This is a genomic window from Thalassospira sp. NFXS8 (assembly GCF_040148805.1).
Lineage (GTDB): Bacteria > Pseudomonadota > Alphaproteobacteria > Rhodospirillales > Thalassospiraceae > Thalassospira.
On sequence record NZ_JAGEMF010000001.1, the window covers coordinates 1 to 16,449 of the forward strand.

The 16,449-nt window shown below is 53.5% G+C and carries 15 protein-coding genes and 1 rRNA gene; 6 read left to right on the forward strand and 10 right to left on the reverse strand.

The window, feature by feature from the left end; genetic code table 11:
* A 5S ribosomal RNA gene (gene rrf, locus J4E05_RS00005) occupies positions 1 to 90 on the forward strand; the annotation flags it as partial.
* A gap of 325 nt (positions 91 to 415) precedes the next feature.
* Here the strand turns inward: rrf and pdxR are convergent.
* Positions 416 to 1,849 (reverse strand): MocR-like pyridoxine biosynthesis transcription factor PdxR, encoded by a 1,434-nt coding sequence (gene pdxR, locus J4E05_RS00010; RefSeq protein WP_349591507.1) that lies wholly within the window; start codon positions 1,847 to 1,849, stop codon positions 416 to 418.
* A 91-nt stretch (positions 1,850 to 1,940) separates the two neighbouring features.
* On the opposite strand from pdxR, the gene J4E05_RS00015 reads away from it, so the two are divergent.
* From J4E05_RS00015 to J4E05_RS00025, 3 genes are all read left to right on the forward strand, one after another.
* Positions 1,941 to 2,372, forward strand: a complete 432-nt coding sequence (locus J4E05_RS00015; RefSeq protein ID WP_349591509.1) for a GNAT family N-acetyltransferase — start codon at positions 1,941 to 1,943, stop codon at positions 2,370 to 2,372.
* A 56-nt stretch (positions 2,373 to 2,428) separates the two neighbouring features.
* A complete protein-coding gene (locus tag J4E05_RS00020; RefSeq protein ID WP_349591511.1) occupies positions 2,429 to 2,860 on the forward strand; it encodes a carboxymuconolactone decarboxylase family protein in 432 nt (143 codons plus the stop codon).
* Positions 2,861 to 3,005: 145 nt separating this feature from the next.
* Positions 3,006 to 3,629 (forward strand): FMN-dependent NADH-azoreductase, encoded by a 624-nt coding sequence (locus J4E05_RS00025; RefSeq protein ID WP_349591513.1) that lies wholly within the window; start codon positions 3,006 to 3,008, stop codon positions 3,627 to 3,629.
* An 83-nt stretch (positions 3,630 to 3,712) separates the two neighbouring features.
* Here J4E05_RS00025 and J4E05_RS00030 read toward each other — a convergent pair whose 3' ends face one another.
* The 8 genes from J4E05_RS00030 to J4E05_RS00065 form a co-directional block, all read right to left on the reverse strand.
* Positions 3,713 to 4,471 (reverse strand): siderophore-interacting protein, encoded by a 759-nt coding sequence (locus J4E05_RS00030; RefSeq protein ID WP_349591515.1) that lies wholly within the window; start codon positions 4,469 to 4,471, stop codon positions 3,713 to 3,715.
* A 49-nt stretch (positions 4,472 to 4,520) separates the two neighbouring features.
* Positions 4,521 to 4,946, reverse strand: a complete 426-nt coding sequence (locus J4E05_RS00035) for a MarR family winged helix-turn-helix transcriptional regulator (protein WP_085592444.1) — start codon at positions 4,944 to 4,946, stop codon at positions 4,521 to 4,523.
* A gap of 79 nt (positions 4,947 to 5,025) precedes the next feature.
* Positions 5,026 to 6,408 (reverse strand): MFS transporter, encoded by a 1,383-nt coding sequence (locus tag J4E05_RS00040; RefSeq protein ID WP_349591518.1) that lies wholly within the window; start codon positions 6,406 to 6,408, stop codon positions 5,026 to 5,028.
* A gap of 367 nt (positions 6,409 to 6,775) precedes the next feature.
* Positions 6,776 to 8,482 carry an adenine deaminase gene (ade, locus tag J4E05_RS00045; RefSeq protein ID WP_349591520.1) on the reverse strand — a complete coding sequence of 569 codons (1,707 nt, stop codon included), beginning with the start codon at positions 8,480 to 8,482 and terminating at the stop codon, positions 6,776 to 6,778.
* A 162-nt stretch (positions 8,483 to 8,644) separates the two neighbouring features.
* Complete coding sequence (locus J4E05_RS00050; RefSeq protein WP_349591522.1) at positions 8,645 to 9,913, reverse strand: F390 synthetase-related protein; 1,269 nt, start codon at positions 9,911 to 9,913, stop codon at positions 8,645 to 8,647.
* Positions 9,910 to 10,692 (reverse strand): MBL fold metallo-hydrolase, encoded by a 783-nt coding sequence (locus J4E05_RS00055; RefSeq protein WP_349591524.1) that lies wholly within the window; start codon positions 10,690 to 10,692, stop codon positions 9,910 to 9,912. Before J4E05_RS00055 ends, J4E05_RS00050 begins: the two co-directional genes overlap by 4 nt.
* On the reverse strand, positions 10,680 to 11,615 hold the full coding sequence (locus J4E05_RS00060; RefSeq protein WP_349591525.1) for an NAD-dependent epimerase/dehydratase family protein: 936 nt from the start codon (positions 11,613 to 11,615) through the stop codon (positions 10,680 to 10,682). The genes J4E05_RS00055 and J4E05_RS00060 overlap by 13 nt, the downstream gene beginning before the upstream one ends.
* Entirely contained in the window at positions 11,615 to 12,541 is a 927-nt protein-coding gene (locus tag J4E05_RS00065) for a 3-oxoacyl-[acyl-carrier-protein] synthase III C-terminal domain-containing protein (protein ID WP_349591527.1), read from the reverse strand. Before J4E05_RS00065 ends, J4E05_RS00060 begins: the two co-directional genes overlap by 1 nt.
* 162 nt (positions 12,542 to 12,703) lie before the next feature.
* Here J4E05_RS00065 and J4E05_RS00070 point away from each other — a divergent pair, with 162 nt between their 5' ends.
* Positions 12,704 to 13,291, forward strand: coding sequence for a TetR/AcrR family transcriptional regulator (locus J4E05_RS00070; RefSeq protein ID WP_349591529.1), 588 nt, complete (start codon positions 12,704 to 12,706; stop codon positions 13,289 to 13,291).
* A gap of 315 nt (positions 13,292 to 13,606) precedes the next feature.
* Here the strand turns inward: J4E05_RS00070 and J4E05_RS00075 are convergent, their stop codons facing one another.
* Positions 13,607 to 14,161: a class I SAM-dependent DNA methyltransferase gene (locus J4E05_RS00075; protein ID WP_349591531.1), complete on the reverse strand. Its 555-nt coding sequence runs from the start codon at positions 14,159 to 14,161 to the stop codon at positions 13,607 to 13,609.
* 323 nt (positions 14,162 to 14,484) lie between these two features.
* Between J4E05_RS00075 and J4E05_RS00080 the strand changes: the two genes are divergently transcribed.
* Positions 14,485 to 16,404: a PhoX family protein gene (locus J4E05_RS00080; RefSeq protein WP_349591533.1), complete on the forward strand. Its 1,920-nt coding sequence runs from the start codon at positions 14,485 to 14,487 to the stop codon at positions 16,402 to 16,404.
* The last annotated feature ends 45 nt before the right edge of the window (positions 16,405 to 16,449 follow it).

The following is a 16,449-nucleotide window of genomic DNA, read 5'->3' on the forward strand; positions in this document are numbered from 1 at the left end:
CACCTGATCCCTTCTCGAACTCAGCAGTGAAACCTGCCTGCGCCGATGGTACTTTGTCTTAAGGCACGGGAGAGTAGGTCACCGCCGGGCCTTCAAAACACAGTTAAGTACTTTATTCCCTGTCACAGACCTTATAAAACGCTGCATCCTCACAGATGCGGCGTTTTTGTGTTTGAGCCATTAGGGTCATTTTCTGAAAGGCATTTTTTGTAAATTCAATCGGTTTCATTTTGGACCTGATTTTCGAAATTACGCAGGTCCGGATGCCAGACGTTGCCGGAGCGGCACTGTCGCTGCTGCCAATTCAGACCGCAGCCAAATTAAACCTGAGAGACGACATCCGATTTTTGCTTCCACCCGCAAGATAGTCCTCTGACTATACGCTTACGGCGAAACAGTGCTCGGGGGAACATAATCACACGTATTGATGGCCCATCAACGTTTCCAAACGCTGAGCCGATACGATAGCTTCTTCAGCCGTTGTGAAGTTGGCAAATCCCATCAACAAACCACTTTGCGATGATTTCTTGACCTGCCAGTTGGACAACGCCTGAATAGCAAGGCCGTTGGCCTCTGCCGTGGCCGAGAGTGTTTTGTCGCATTGCGAGGTGTTTAGATGCGCCAATACATGAATGCCGCCTGCTTGTGGCTGGACATTCAGACGCGTCCCCATCGTTTGGGTTAGCGCATCGACAAGATAGCGGCGTCTTGTTGCATAAAGCGAACGCATCTTTCGAAGATGTCGGGCAAAGTGCCCTTGTTCCATAAAATCAGCGACCATGGCCTGAGGCAAAATAGAACCGGGACCAGGAAGATGATTTATGGTCTCTCTGAATTTAAGAACTTGCGAGGCAGGCACAACCAGATAGGCTAACCGCAATCCGGGGAACAGTACCTTACTGAAGGTTCCAGTGTAGAGTACCCGTTTACCCCGATCGAGGCTTTTCAATGCGGGCAGCGGGTGCCCGTGATATCGAAATTCACTATCGTAGTCATCTTCTATCACCCATACATTTCGGCGCTTTGCCCATTCCAGTAATTCAAGCCGTCGTGGCAATGACAAGGCTACGCCCATCGGGCTTTGGTGGGTTGGGGTAACTATGACAAAGCTGGCATCGGCACCGCGTTGCTGGCCGGCGCGTACATCTATACCTTCTTCATCTACGGGTATTGGTATCAAACGCATTCCCGCGTGTTCCAGGAACTGCCGGGCAAGAATATATCCAGGATCCTCATACCACCCTGTTTGTCCCACTTGCAGCAACGTGTGACGTACCAGCTCTAACGCGCCCCTGTAACCTGCCGTAACAAATACCTGTTCATGAGAACAACTGATACCGCGTGAAATACCGAGGTAAGTGGCAATCGAGCGTCTGAGAGGTTCGTATCCCGCCGGATCCGGACAGGTCATCGCGACTGTTTCCAGAGTCCGGACGTTACGCCCGGCTAAACGCGCCCAGGCCTTTCGTGGAAAAGCATCCAATGCCGGTAAGCCAAGTTGAAACGGCAGGGGTTTACAGGTTGCAGACTGTATTTGAGGCCGGGGGGAGGCTGGCGAGGCGAACATATGTACAGGGTTATTTTGTTCAACAAGTTTCACCAGCTCGGAAGAAACAATTGTTCCTGCGGCGCCACGCGTAACGAAATAGCCTTCGCTTGCCAGCATTTGATAGGCCGCTTCAACTGTTCCACGTGCCAGGTTTAGTTCACTTGCGAGGCTGCGCACGGAAGGCACCCGATCTCCGGGGGAAAGCTTCCCTAAGGCAATAGCCTCCCGGTAGCGACGATATAGCTGTAGGTAGATCGGTACGTCTTTTTTCCGATTTGGCATCAAGTGCTGCAAATTCATCAATCATGTCCCATTGATTTAGTCAATTCTTGGCCCTGTGTCATAGGCCATGACCTTCTTATATTGGTGGCTGTAACACAAGGAAATCGTCATGAGCATTTTTCGATTAAGCCCTGTCACCACTGATCGGGACTATCAGGCTTGCTTTAACATTATGCGTGAATTGCGCCCGCATCTGACCGATGCATCGGTATTTGCATCGCAAGTGCGTCGTCAGGCCGCGCAGGGATATTCTCTGTTGGCGGGTTGGCAGGAAGAACAGGTCAAGGGGCTGGCCGGTTATCGCATTCAGGAGAACCTGCTGTATGGGCGTTTCCTTTATGTCGATGATTTGATCACGACGTCCGACGCCCGTTGCCACGGTATTGGGGGCAAATTGATAGATGCGCTGCGCGAAGAAGCGCGACAGCAAAACTGTGCACACTTCGTTCTCGATACGGCTTTGGGAAATGCGTTGGGACAGCGTTTCTATTTTCGCCAGGGTTTGCTGGCGAAAGGAATGCATTTCAGCCAGCCGTTATAGATGGCGCCTGCCGTCAATCTGATTAATTTTTCGTCTTACCTTACAGGAGCCCTTCCATGACAACTCTTCGTTTATCTTACTGGACACTCTCTCCCGAAGCTTATCAGGGCTTTGGTGCCACCAAGAAAGCACTGGAAAAAAGCAGTCTTGGAAAACAGTTAATTGAACTGGTTTGGCTGAGAATGTCCCAAATCAATGGATGCGCTTTTTGTCTGGAAATGCATGCCAAAGCGTTGCGCGCCAGTGGTGTTGCCGATGTCAAACTCGATAGTCTGGCAGGGTGGCGCGTCAGCGAGCATTTTACTGAACGTGAATGTGCTGCGTTGGCCTGGGCCGAAGCGCTAACCCATGTCGATCAGACGCACGCCCCGGATGATGTTTTTGACCCTCTCAAGCAACATTTCAACGACGTCGAAATTTCCGATCTTTGCTTTGCTATTGCTTTGATGAGCGGATTTAACCGTTTGGCGGTCGGGATGCGCCAATGATCTTTTTGCTTTGTTTATAAAAATACCCGCCAGACGATGCGTTCGCACACCCGATGTGAAAGCTGAAAATTATTCTGTCTTTGCAGTTTGCAACGAGTTTAAAGCGCGTGTTTGTTGAGTACGAAAGTCGTTAAAAGGACATTCCATGAATATTCTGCATATAGATTGCAGCCCCAGGGACGAATCCCACAGTCGTCAGCTTTCTTCTGCTGTCGTCGCGCGTCTGCGAGGGAAAAACGCCGGGATCGATGTTACCTACCGTGATCTGGGCCGACATCCTATACCGCATACAGGGGCCGAATACGCGATCGCTCTTTCGTCTCCTGCTACCTTGGCTGAAGGGCCGCGAAATAGCGCATTTCAGCTATCTGAGCAATTGATCCGGGAAGTGGAGGCAGCCGAGGTTTTGGTAATCGGCACTCCGATGAACAATTTCACTGTCCCTTCAGTTCTTAAAGCGTGGATCGACCAAATTCTTCGGATTGGTCGTACATTTTCGTCGTCGTCGGAAGGAAAGGTTGGTCTGTTGCGCGACCGCCCCGTTTTTATCTGTGTTGCCTCCGGGGGTGTTTTTGCCGGTGATCGCGCCAATCAACCGGATTTTCTCACGCCTTATATGAAAGTCGCACTTGGTTGTGTTGGGTTAATGGAGTTGTACTTTTTACCCCTGCAGGCGACCGCTTTTCTTGATCAGGAACAGCTTGCGACAGCCAGGGATAGTTTGATTGCCAAGGTCGACCTGGATGAAATCCTCTTTAATTTAACCTGAGTCCTTCAACTTCAGGCAGATAAAAGCAGACCCGAACCCGGCTCTGCTTTTATCATTTTTATGCACCCGTCAAAGAAACTGACTTAGGCTGCCTCCTCCTGCGCCGCATCATCCCGCTTTGCCGATTTATGCGTTTCTTCATTCGCGCCGAGTTTCCAGTAGCTGGAAATATACATTTCGCGTTTATCGATATCGCGTTCATTGCGGAAGTGGTGACGGAGTTTTTGCATGCCGGTGAATTCACACGCAGCCCAGACCGAGGGTTTGCCTTCGGGCCAATCCAGGGCGGAGACGACATTGTGCAGTGCATTGCTGTTCGTGCCGGGGTGCGGGTTGATGACCCAGTGGATGGTAATATGATCGGGTTTGCGGAGCGGCTGGATGTCGGCTTCGCTCGGCACCTCGATTACGGCATAGCCACGCGCAGACTGTGGGAGTTGTTCGAGATTTACCGATATGGCGGGCAGGGCCGTCATATCGCCGACAATGAGCATCCAGTCGGCCGTGTTATCAACCAGTTTTTTAGGGCCGGGACCACCGGTGCTGATTTTGTCGCCCGGTTGGCAATTGATTGCCCAGCTTGAAGCCGGGCCGCCATCTTCGTGCAGAACAAAATCGATATCGATTTCATTTTCCCGCTGGGCACGCACGGTATAGGTGCGCAATATGGGTTTTTCCTGACCCGGATTATCAAACATCAGTTTGACATAGGCGCTGGCCTGATCTTCGGGGAAGGTATTCATGCCCTTGCCGCCCAAAGTAATGCGCAGCATGTTCGGGGTGATGTTGGTTTTGCGGATCACGTCAAATTGCCGGGGAGCGGGTCTGGCTGGTTGTGGCATCGTGATTTCCTTTCTAAAGCTCTGATTGCGGTTGGCGCCAGATTTGCGGTTATTTCGCAAGATTGGCGCTCATGGTTGTGGCAAGGCGGTTGAAATCGGCGATCTCATCGGGGGTGAGGCCGATTGCCATGCGCGAAGCGGCGATTTCTTCGATCTCTTTGATCTGTTTGATCATTTTTTGCCCATCCGGGGTTAGGTGCAGGATGTTGCTGCGTTTATCCCGGGGGTGAGGATGTTTTTCAATCAGCTGTTCGGCCAGCAGGTCCTGTATCAGTCGGGTAACCTGGCCTTTGTCGCGTTTGGTGCGTGAAGACAGGGCAAGGGCCGTACAGTCGGGAATGGCGTTAATGCCTTTCAACGTCCGAATATGCGAGATGGCAAGCGGGATTTCTGCCTGATGATAGGCCTGGCGCAATGCCCGTTTATAGGCATGCAACAGGCTATGAAGGGTTTCGCCAATCGTGCTTTCGGGCATGTGAAGGCTCCGTTATCAAATGCGAGGTAATCATTGGTCCCGTTGGCGTCAATGCCGCCAACGGGTGCAGGCAGTGGCGTTACGAAATGATGCCAACCTGCCAGGCGCGGTTACGAATGGCACTGATGCAGGCCGAGATCAGGGCAAAGCCGGCAGCGGTATACATCAGAAGGGCCAGGTTAAATTCGGTGCTGTAGGATATCAGGATGGCTGCCAATGCAGCCCCACTGGATTGCCCAAGAAGGCGGGCGGTCGAAAGAAGGCCACTGGCAGCACCGCTGCGCTCACGGGGGGCACTGGTGAGCATGATACGGTTATTGGGCGTTTGAAACAGGGAGAACCCGGCACCGCAGATCATAAGGGCAATAATGACGGTATAATTGCCCGCATTGCCGGGGAGCCAGACGGTTGCGCCAAGGCCAATGGCAAAAATTGTCATGCCAAGTGCGGTAAATGGTGCCGCCGAATATTTATCGGCAAGTTTGCCTGCCAGAGGTGCCATCAAGGCGGTCGCCACTGGCCACGGAGTAAGCAACATGCCGGTTTTCACCGCACTATAGCCAATGACATCGTGAAAGTAGAAAGGCAGCGACACAAAGGCGATAAACTGGGCGTTAAAGCCGCAGATCGATGAAATGATCGAGCCTGCAAAGACCGGTCGTTTCAAAAGGTCTATCGGCAAAAGGGGATTGGAGCGAGAGAGCTGGCGCCGGGCGAGAAAAATACCGGCGATGATGGCAATGGCGAACTGCCCTGCGATCAACATGGTATTATTGCTGGTGCCGATACTGCCAAGGGCAGAGATCAGAAAGCCGAAGCTAAGGACATTGAGAATGGCACTGCCAATGTCAAAGCGTGTCTGGTTCAGTTTGTTGTAAGGCAGGGTGAAATAGCCCATGCCAAAGGCAGCAATGGACAATGGCACATTGATCAGGAACAGCCAGTGCCAGCTTGAAATTGCCAGAATGGCCGACGCAATCGAGGGCCCGGCAGCTGCCGATATGGCAACGACCATGGCAACCCGGCTGATCCCCTTACCCAGTTGATTGATTGGCATGATATGGCGGACAAGGGCAGCGTTAATGCTCATGAGGGCTGCCCCGCCCAGGCCCTGTAGCAGGCGGGCGAAGGTCAGAATTTCGATGGTAGGGGAGTACGCGCATAGAATGGAAGCCAAGCAAAAGACAACCAGCCCGGCAAGGTTGATTTTGCGAAAGCCGATGGCTTCGCCCAAGGCAGCCAGAGGCAACAGGGAGACCACCACAGCAAGTTGATAAGCTGTAACGACCCAGATCGCGTGGGCCGGGCTAACCTGCTGGTCATGTGCGATGGTTGGCAGGGCCACATTCATGATCGAGCCATCAAGAACGGCCATCATAACGGCAAGGGAAATGGTTAAAAAGGCCAGGGTGCGTTGGGGCTGGGGCAATCCATCTTCATGAATGACCGTTGATTTTGGCATGCAGAAATTCCTGAAACGGCGCACATATCAGTGCTGCCTGTTATGTTTTCGGGGTGACGCAATACGATATCTGGGACTGTTTCAGGTATGAAAACCTGATGAACATGTCGGAATGGCGCGAAATGCAGATCAGTGACGGGGGTTAAGTGTTGTTGATATAGTCAACTAATAAGAAAAATGGTTGATAATGTCAATGATAATAATTCTTAACTGTAATTTTTCGCAAATATTGTGTAATGCCAATCGGTTATCGAATGGTTTTGCGGTTTAAACATGCAAAACGCAGCCACCCCGGCATTTGAGATCCGGGGTGGCGAAAGGGAATTTGTAAGTTTGATGAAATTCAGGTCGTATTGAAGGGGAAGGGTTAATTGACGAAATCGAATTTATCGACATCAAACAGGCCCCGGTCCGTCATTTTTAGATGAGGGATTACAGGCAGAGCTAAAAACGCGACCTGAAGGAACGGTTCGGGCAATACGCAATCAAGCGATTTGGCAGCATTGCGCAAATGTTCGAGATCGGTTGCGATGGTTTCAAAGGGCTTTTCGCTCATTAATCCGGCGACGGGCAGGGCCAGTTCGGCGGTGATTTTGCCGTCTTCGGCCACGGCAAAACCGCCGCCCATTTCGATCAGGCGGTTTACCGCCAGCGCCATGTCGTCGTCATCGGCACCAACCACGGTGATATTGTGGCTATCATGGCCGACAGACGAGGCGATAGCCCCTTTTTTCAACCCAAAACCGGTGACGAAGCTGCGGCCGATATTGCCGTTTTTGCCGTGGCGTTCAATGACAGCAACCTTGATGACATCGCGTTCCAGGTCCGGCATCAGGCCGTTTTGCGAAACTTCCAGCGTGGCTTCTTCGCGGAAGGTCAGGATCAGGCCGGGTTTAACGCCAATTACCGGGGTCTGGTTTTGCCCTGGTTTAGGGGTGCAGATAAAGGCATCGCCCGTTACCGGCTTTGCTTTCATTGACGTAAGCCCTACGGCGGGGACAAGCTCGCGGGTGGCGAATAATTCGGGGGTGACCCGTTTGCCACCGGCGAAAACGTCGCTTACCGTGCAATCTTCCAGGCTATCAAGCAAGACAATATCGGCCCGCCAACCCGGACCGATTAAACCACGATCCTTAAGGCCGAAAATGCGCGCCGCCGAATGCGATGCTGCCCGATAGACATGGTGTAAGGGCCGCCCCTTGGCGATCAGGCGGCGGATCAGGGCATCAAGATGGCCTTCCTCGGCAATATCAAGCGGGTTACGGTCGTCGGTGCACAGGGCGACGAAACTTGACGTGTTTTCATCGAGAATTTCCGCCAGGGCTTCCAGATCTTTGGACACCGACCCCTCGCGGATCAGGATTGCCATGCCTTTTGCCAGTTTTTCGCGGGCTTCGTCGGCAGAGGTGGCTTCGTGGTCGGTGCGAATACCTGCCGCCATATACCCGTTAAGGGCCGTGCCGCGCACCAGTGGCGCATGGCCATCCATATGCCCGTCCTGAAACGCCAAAAGCTTTGCCATAATGCCGGGATCGAGATTTAGCACGCCGGGATAATTCATCACCTCGGCCAGGCCAACCACCTTGGGGTGGCTGCGAAATGGCAACAGGTCGTCAATTTCAAGCTGTGCGCCCGATGTTTCAAAGGATGTGGCAGGGACGCAGGACGACAGGTTTACGCGAATATCCATAATCGCGCGTTCGGCACTATCAAGGAAATATTTGATGCCCGGCGCGCCCAGCACATTGGCAATTTCGTGTGGGTCGCACAAAACGGTGGTGACACCATGGGGCAACACGCAGCGGTCAAATTCCAGCGGGGTGACCAACGAGCTTTCGATATGCAAATGGGTGTCGATAAAGCCCGGTGCGGCAAAACGCCCTGTGCCATCAATTTCGACATCGCCCCGGTAAGATGCGTGGGTGCCAACAATGCGGTCATCGACAATGGCAATGTCGGTAATGGTGACCGCCCCGGTCATCACATCAAGCAAGCCGACATTGCGAATAACAATGTCTGCCGGGACCTTGCCCTGACCTGCAAGAATGCATTTTGAAAGCTGGGAATGGTCCATTGCACTGTCCTTTTGTTCTTGTGGTGGGGCTGTGTTGCCGCCGCGCCAAAATGATTTTTGCCTTATATGGGACAGCATTAGACGATCCGCCGCAAGGGGGCGAATATTTTATGTGTTTCAGCACTCCGTTGTCAGCCGTTTGCTGTGCATGCGCCGGTATAATTAAGGGCTGGTTTCGATACGAATTCGGCGTCTTTTAAAATCGGTTTCGCGTGGCAGGCCATGCCGGATGGTGAGGGGGGGCACGGTAACATCCAGCCTGGCGGCCAGGGATGAAAACGCATGATGCAGTTCCGTTTCGCTGGTGGGGGCTGCACCATCCAGCCATACGGTAAGCTGGTTGTTTTTTTCGATCACCCGGTAATCAGTGATCGGGGATGGCAGGCAGGCAATGGTGGTGCGGATGGCATCGGCCGATACCATTTTGCGGCCGGTTGGGCCGTGCCACCACAAGGCATCGTCTTCCCGGCCTTCGATGCGGGTTATTCTGGTGCAGGCCGAACCGCATGGGCATGGCGACGGATCGGGGATCAGAACATCGTTTAGCCGGTAATTCAGCAACAGCAGGCTTTGACGGGTGAAATCATGAATGATCGGGCAAAATGCACCGCTTTGCGGGTCGATGATGTCACGTTCAATCCGCATCCAGGCCTCGTTTAAATGCAGGTTTCCCGCCGGGCAGGTAAAGGCAAGGACGCCTTCTGTTGCCTGATAGACTTCATCGATCTGGCGGCCAAAGGCCTGCTTCGCAATGTTGCGGTCGTCAGGGGACAGGGTTTCGGCGACAGAAATGATGCGCCGGGGCGATACCGCGATTTGCCCGGCATTTTGCGCATCCGCAAGAAGTTTAAGTATACTTGCCGGGGCAATCAGCACAGTGGGGGAAAGGTCCTGAAGGCGAGAAAGGTGCTTTTCAAGCGGGTCAAGCAAGTCGAAAAATTCAAACCGCAGTAACGGGTTGCCCAAGGTACGATATAGCGCATTATCGGCCCGCATGAAAAAGGCAACGCTTTGTGGTTTGGCAAGGTTGGGCCAAAAGCGCCCCGCCAGAATGGCCGCCCACAGCCTGCGTTCCCGGGGTGTTGCCAAAAAAAGGCCGCGCTGCCCGGATGTGCCGGTTGAAAGCCCAACCGACACATCCCCTATCATGGGGGAAAAATCCCGGCTTTGTTCGGCCTGAATGGCAATATCGAAGGCTTTTTCGCGATCAATTCCGCATGTGTTGATGGCCGAAAAGTGATCCATCAGTTTCTGTTTGTTCATGCGTGGCAGTGCCGATAATGCTGTATTTGCATAATCGGCATAGAAAGGCGAACGGGGCATAACCTCGCGGCGAAAACGGACAAAGGCGCGTTGGTGATGGTTTTCGATTGCGGCGCGCGACCGTAAGCCGTTGCCATAACGGGTTTTAAGGAAGGCCTTCAGGCTCATGGTGCGCATTCCCGACAATGAGAGGGAATAAACGAAATATCCGGCCGGGCCTGCATCAAGGCCCGCAATCGGTTAAAGGTATCGCGATAGGCTTTTGCGTTGCCAAGTGTTGCCAGAACAAAGGCCGGTGGCAGGCGACCGGATCGTAAAGCACCGCAAGAATAAGCGGCATCGGCAATTAAAAATGTGGCGGCAGCCGGAAGCCAGATACCGATTTGACCAACCCCGTGCCCGGGAAGGGAAATGGTAATGACATCGCCGGTGTCGGTCAGATCGTTTCCATAGGGAAACTGCGCCAAACCGGTGGCGACGACGGGGTGGTTTTCAATGGCTTGTGGGGTGCGTTTCAAAATGCCGTCGCGCAAATAGTGGGGGCATGCCGCCAAGGTGGCACCTAACGTTGATAATCCGCGCAAATGCGCAATTGCGTCGTGCGATGCCGACACAGGAATATGATCTGGCAGGTCCATTAATCCGGCAACATGGTCGCCATGCATGTGGGTTAGCACCACGCGGTCAGGCAAATGCGGCAACTGTTTTGTCAGATGTTCTTCGGGGGGCAGGACCACGGGCGTGACCAGGCGATAGGCTCGGCCCGGGAATTTTTCGGTTGCGACGAAAAACGCATCCCCATAGCCGCAATCGACAAGCAGTGTGGTTTTGCCGGTTTCAATAAAATGGGCCAGGGCTGGTAACATAACTTTGCCGCGATCCGGCAGGCCTGCTGCGGCGGCGGGTACACGGCAACTGCCAACGCGCAATGTGGTTATTCGAAGCATTCAGCCAATCCTTGTGCCAGGCGGACGGCAGGTTGATAGCCAAGGTCTTCGTGCGCAGCACTGATATCCAGTGTCAGCGATCGGCCAAGCGACACGACGGCCTGCCGTGTCAGGGTGGGTTCTGAACCGCCTTTCCGCAGCGCGCGTTTCTCGGCGAAACCGGCCAGGGCATAGGCTATTTTATAGGGCATCGGAATGCGACGGACCCGGTATCCCCCATGATGGGCCACAAGATCGGCGATGTGGCAAAAGGAAAAGACTTCGCCCGATGTAATGTTCCAAACCCGGCCCCCGGGGCCATTGGCCGCAAGGCGCATGCCGCGTGCGGCGTCGCTGCGATGGGTCAGGTCTATTTGGGCGTTCCCGCCTGCAATCATCGGCACAAAACCGCGCTGCATTACCTTTTGCAGGCGCGGCATCAATGTGCGGTCATGGCGACCATAAATGGCCCGGGGGCGAATGGCTGTGCAGCGCATGTTTTCGTCATTGTTGGCAAGCACGATATTTTCGGCCCGGCGTTTGGTTTCGGCATAGGGCGATAATGCCCGTGACGGCAACGCAGCATCTTCCGCCAGGTTGAATCGATCCATGCCGTTCGCATACAGGCTGGGGGTCGAGGCAAAGATAAATCGGCCCGTACCCGCACGTCGTGCCGCCTGTAACAGGCGTTCGGTGGCGGTAACGTTGGTGGCCTCAAAGTCCTGCGGGCTGCCCCAGCCTGCACTTAACGCGGCACAATGAAAGACGGCATCAACGCCCTTTACCAACGGTGTCAGATCATCATGTATTAAATCTGCGCCTATAAAATCGGGCAGATCAACCCGGTTGCGCGCTGTGGTGCGCACCGCCCAGCCATGGGCCTGAAGGTCGCAAACAAGGGCGCGGCCCAGGCAGCCACTCGCACCTGTGACAAGTGCCTTCATTAAAACCTCACCACTGTTCCGCCCAGTGAAATGCCGGCTGATGTGCCGATCAACAATGCCGTTTGGCCGCGGCACAATGTACCGGAGCGAACGGCATGATCAAGGGCAGTGGGGATGGAACTGGCGATCTGGTTGCCGGTTTGTGCAAAGATATTGACCACCTGATCGCTGCGGAAACCTAGCGCGCGGATGGCGTGTTGCAAGGCGTGCGCACTTGCCTGATGCGGGACGATGCAATCAAGCTTTTCTTGTGCGATGCCTGCGCGGGCCAACAGGGTAGATAAAAATTTTGGTAAATAGCGCGACGTTATACGAAAGGCTTTTCCGCCATCCATGCGAAATTTATCGTCTCCGCAGGCAATGCCGCGGGCTGGATTAACCCGTGTTCCCCCGGCGGCAAGCACACAGGCGTCTTTGCCTTCGCCATAGGTTTCAAACCCGTGTGCCAATATGGCCCCGTCGCCAGGCCCAACAACAACAGCCGCCGCACCATCGCCAAAAATTGCCGCACCTTCCGGCTGTGTCCAGTCCAGCCCGGAGGATGCAATGTCGGATGAAAAAACCAGCACGCGGCGCGCCCGGCCAGCTTCAATCCACATTCCGGCAAGATCAAGTGCCTGAAGAAAACTAAGGCAGGTTGCATTGACATCAAAGGCAGGAATGCCCGATTTGCCAAGACCCAACCTGTCTTGCACCAGCACGGCAGTGGACGGAATGGGCTGTTCCATAACCCCGCAAGCCCCCAGGATAAGATCAATGTCTTTGGCCTGGCATTGGGCCATGTCCAGCGCACGTTTTGCGGCTTTGGCTGCCATGAAAGATGTCGTTTCATGCTGACTGGCGACATGGCGGTTCGCAATGCCAAACCGCGCCAAAGACTGGCCTTCGGACCATCCCAGCAAACGATCAACGGCGTTCGCACTCATGCACTGTTCTGGCAGGTAGTTACCCGTGCCATAAATTGTCACCGAGGTTGGAAACATAACCAAAATCCGTTTGTGAACACTGTTTAATAACGTTGACAGAAGAAAAAATATTGTCAACACTGTTTTTAAACGACGTTCAGAAACTATTTTCAGGAGGGTTGAATGGCGCGACCCAGGCGATATGACTATGCGGAACTGCGCGTCGAGGTGATCCGTGCTGCGCGCACCCTGTTGCAAGAAGGTGGGCCTGCGGCGTTAACCGCGCGGGCGCTGTCAAAGGCAGTCGGGGTTACCAGTGGCACGATCTACGGGCAATTTGGCGATTTACATACTGTGTTGCTGGAGGTTAACCGCGATACATTCAACGAATTAACCCAAATGATCGAAGCCTTGCCCAATGATGAACCTGAACCCTGGTTGTATGCGCTGGCCGAGGGGTATGTAGAGTTTATGTTAAGCCGACACGGTGTTTGGCAGGGCTTGTTTGAAGGGCCACGCGTAACCGAAAAATTCCCTGACTGGTACATGGAAACCATTCACGGGCTATTGGCACGAATTGCGAAACCTCTGGCACAAATCGCGCCGGCGACAGATGCCTTTGCCCGCGCGGAGGAACTGTTTGTTGCAGTTCATGGCGGGGTGGCACTGGCGGCAGTTGGCAGGTTGGATATGGTATCTTCACGTTCTGCCAATGTTTTGGCGCGCGAGGCCGTTGCCACCATGATCGGCGCAATTTCAAAAGCCCCATAATGCACCATGAAATGTCTGGGTTTCGTGGTTTGCGAGGCGGGTTAAAAACTCGCCAAACCAGATATCGGCGGATGGAGATGCAGTGTGGACGTGTTTGTGGTTGAAAGGGCCGCATTCTGGCCGCACCGTGCCCAATCACCTGCTTTTGATCACGCGTGCAGGGCGGCGGTTATTTGCCGCTCGCCCCGCTATCTGGCGGTTAATGCACCCGGTAAATATCGTAATGGATGGTTTTTTCATCGCCGAAATCAGCATGATCGGGGATATAGGGCCGGGGTGGTGAATGATCTATCAGTGACCATGTGCCATCGTCGCCTAATGCCTGCAACGTGTTGGCAAATTTGCCATCATACAGGTCCACGCGATGGCTAAAAACATGATGCCACCCGCCTGCACAAGGCGCGAAAACTCGCGCATTAATCCTTCGATATTATCAACATAGGTTAGCGCGCCAATACATTGGGCAGCGGCAAAGCTGTCATCGGCAAAATCGAGTTGCTGGTTCATGTTCTGGATTTTCAGGGTTTGGTAACACCCCTTTGTTTTTGCCTGTTTTAAAGACTCAGGCGAAATATCAATACCGGTAATATGGGAATATCCCTGGTTCGATAATTCCAGCCCGGTCAGGCCGGTGCCACATCCGGCATCCAGGATCGGGTTGTTGGTGGCTATTCCGTGTTGTCTTATTAATTTTGCGGCCTCGGCCGGGGCGCGATAGCCCATCGCCAGCAAATCCTTTTCATAGGACGTTGCCCATTTATCGTAATAGGCGGCCAGGGCATCGGGGCTGGCATGGGTCATATTGACCAGGTCGGATGCGGTATCGGAAACAGAATCATGGCTGGTGTTGCCATCGCTGGCATCTACCATTTTTCACCTCGCTGATGTGGGTTTTGATTTTATTATGAGGGCATCAGTAACGCACAGGGACCGCCTTATTGCAAGGTGCGGCCCATAAACCGCAATATTGTCGTGGTTTTCAAGGGCGACTAAGTGGCTATTTATCCCGGAAAACGGGGTGCCCGCCAGTGTCGGATCGATTGTTATTTGGAATGACATCAAAGTTTTATCAAACCGTCACAGATCATCGCTAAGGTTTCTGAACTGCCTGTTCCTGTTCAGGGGCTTCCCGGGTGGTTCCATTCTTCTGGCCTCTCTTTACAACATTACCTTCGTTATCAAGGATCATAGTCATGAATAGCCCAACCGGCATTTCCCGCCGCTCGTTGCTTGGTATTCTCGCGGGCGCACCGTTCCTACCATTGCTTGAAACATCGGCCTTAACCATGATTGGTGGCTCGTCCGCCTTTGCTGCCACCAGTAAAAACCGGGTTAAATCAATTGAATTTGTTGGCATGAAAGCACCGACAAGCGATGCTGAACGTGCCACCACCACCGTCAATTCCGGCCTGATTGCCACCTATGAAAATGGTGCCACCCAAAATTTCAAACTGGCATACAAGCCGCTTTTCATCACCGGTGACGAAGTATCGGACGGCAAGGGCGGCAAGGTTGTTGCCGGGGGCTATCGCGACATCAACAACAAACCGATCATTGATGAAAGCGCGCCCGACAAACGCCAGTTCTTTTCCGATTGCCCCGATGGCTATAGCCTGATCAAACTTGATGGCGCCAAAGTACCGGGTGTTAAAGGCAATACCGTGTTTGCCGTGGTTCAGTTTGAATATACTTCGCGCGCGTTTGATGGCACCGACATGTATGGCAAACTGCCATCGCCGATTGCCGTTCTGACCTTTGATCAGGACCCGAAAAGTGGCGAACTTAGCCTGGTTCAGTATCACCCGGTTAACACCAGCAGCGTGCATGGCCTGTGGATTACCTGTGCCGCCAGCCTGTCGCCGTGGAACACCCATTTGTCGAGCGAAGAATACGAGCCGGATGCGACCAAAGCCGCCGCGTCGGAAGAATTTCAGACCTATAGCAAAAGCCTTTACGGCGACCCGACAAAAGCCAATCCGTATCATTACGGGCACCTGCCCGAAGTGGTGGTAAATGCCGATGGTACAGGCGAGATCAAAAAGCATTTCTGCCTTGGCCGTATTTCGCACGAACTGGTCCAGGTTATGCCCGACCAGCGCACGACCCTGATGGGCGATGACGCCACCAATGGTGGCCTGTTCATGTTCATCGCTGACAAACCAACCGACCTGTCATCGGGCAAACTTTACGTTGCCCAGGTAAACCAGCGCGAAGGTGTTGATCTTGATAAAGGCGGCAAGTTCGATCTGAAATGGATATTGCTGGGTCACGCCACCAGCGACGAAATCAAGGCCCTGGCCGATAAACTGACCGCAGCTGACATCATCGACGTTGCCCTTGAAGATCCGAAAGACGACAGCTTTACCGCCATCCAGTTTAGCGGCAAACAACAGTGGGTTCGCATCAAGCCGGGCATGGAAAAGGCTGCCGCTTACCTTGAAACGCACCGATATGCACCGCTGGTTGGCGGCACGCTTGCCTTTACCAAAATGGAAGGCACCACCGTTAACGCCAGGGACAAAATTGGCTATTCCGCCATGTCCTATATCTATAAATCCATGAGCGACGGCAAAAGCGGCATCAAGGTTGATCAGATCAAAGCCGGTGCGGTTTACGCATGGCCAATGACAGGTGGTCAGACCGATAGCGAAGGCAACGCCATTGACAGCGATTGGGTCCCGGTTCACATGGCTGCCGTGCCGGAACTGGTCGGTCACGATCTTGCAACTCCGGATGAAATCGGCAATACCGCTGATATTGACCGCATTGCCAACCCGGACAACATCAAGTTTTCCGAAAAAATGCGTACCCTGTTTGTCGGCGAAGACAGCGGCAACCACGTTAATAACTTCCTGTGGGCCTATAACGTCGACACCAAAAAGCTGGACCGTATCCTGTCCTGCCCGGCCGGTGCGGAATCAACCGGTTTGCATGCTGTTGATGACATGAACGGCTTTGCCTACATCCTCAGCAACTTCCAACACCCAGGTGATTGGGAAAAAGGCCTGCATGACAAGGTTAAAGAAAGCCTTGAACCGCTGATTGACGCCAACTACCGCGACCGTTTTGCCGGTGGTGTTGGCTATATCCACGGTATTCCTGTCGAAGGCTGAGAACTGAATTTATGATGGCTGGCAAGGCTTGTTTGTGTGACAGTT

What these genes read in the sequence shown, in the direction of transcription:
- J4E05_RS00050 (WP_349591522.1), bottom strand. Translation starts at nt 9,913, where the DNA reads ATGAGCCTGAAGGCCTTCCTTAAAACCCGTTATGGCAACGGCTTACGG.
- J4E05_RS00065 (WP_349591527.1), bottom strand. Translation starts at nt 12,541, where the DNA reads ATGAGTGCGAACGCCGTTGATCGTTTGCTGGGATGGTCCGAAGGCCAG.
- J4E05_RS00025 (WP_349591513.1), top strand. Translation starts at nt 3,006, where the DNA reads ATGAATATTCTGCATATAGATTGCAGCCCCAGGGACGAATCCCACAGT.
- J4E05_RS00060 (WP_349591525.1), bottom strand. Translation starts at nt 11,615, where the DNA reads ATGAAGGCACTTGTCACAGGTGCGAGTGGCTGCCTGGGCCGCGCCCTT.
- pdxR (WP_349591507.1), bottom strand. Translation starts at nt 1,849, where the DNA reads ATGAATTTGCAGCACTTGATGCCAAATCGGAAAAAAGACGTACCGATC.
- ade (WP_349591520.1), bottom strand. Translation starts at nt 8,482, where the DNA reads ATGGACCATTCCCAGCTTTCAAAATGCATTCTTGCAGGTCAGGGCAAG.
- J4E05_RS00080 (WP_349591533.1), top strand. Translation starts at nt 14,485, where the DNA reads ATGAATAGCCCAACCGGCATTTCCCGCCGCTCGTTGCTTGGTATTCTC.
- J4E05_RS00035 (WP_085592444.1), bottom strand. Translation starts at nt 4,946, where the DNA reads ATGCCCGAAAGCACGATTGGCGAAACCCTTCATAGCCTGTTGCATGCC.
- J4E05_RS00040 (WP_349591518.1), bottom strand. Translation starts at nt 6,408, where the DNA reads ATGCCAAAATCAACGGTCATTCATGAAGATGGATTGCCCCAGCCCCAA.
- J4E05_RS00020 (WP_349591511.1), top strand. Translation starts at nt 2,429, where the DNA reads ATGACAACTCTTCGTTTATCTTACTGGACACTCTCTCCCGAAGCTTAT.
- J4E05_RS00075 (WP_349591531.1), bottom strand. Translation starts at nt 14,161, where the DNA reads ATGGTAGATGCCAGCGATGGCAACACCAGCCATGATTCTGTTTCCGAT.
- J4E05_RS00030 (WP_349591515.1), bottom strand. Translation starts at nt 4,471, where the DNA reads ATGCCACAACCAGCCAGACCCGCTCCCCGGCAATTTGACGTGATCCGC.
- J4E05_RS00070 (WP_349591529.1), top strand. Translation starts at nt 12,704, where the DNA reads ATGGCGCGACCCAGGCGATATGACTATGCGGAACTGCGCGTCGAGGTG.
- J4E05_RS00015 (WP_349591509.1), top strand. Translation starts at nt 1,941, where the DNA reads ATGAGCATTTTTCGATTAAGCCCTGTCACCACTGATCGGGACTATCAG.
- J4E05_RS00055 (WP_349591524.1), bottom strand. Translation starts at nt 10,692, where the DNA reads ATGCTTCGAATAACCACATTGCGCGTTGGCAGTTGCCGTGTACCCGCC.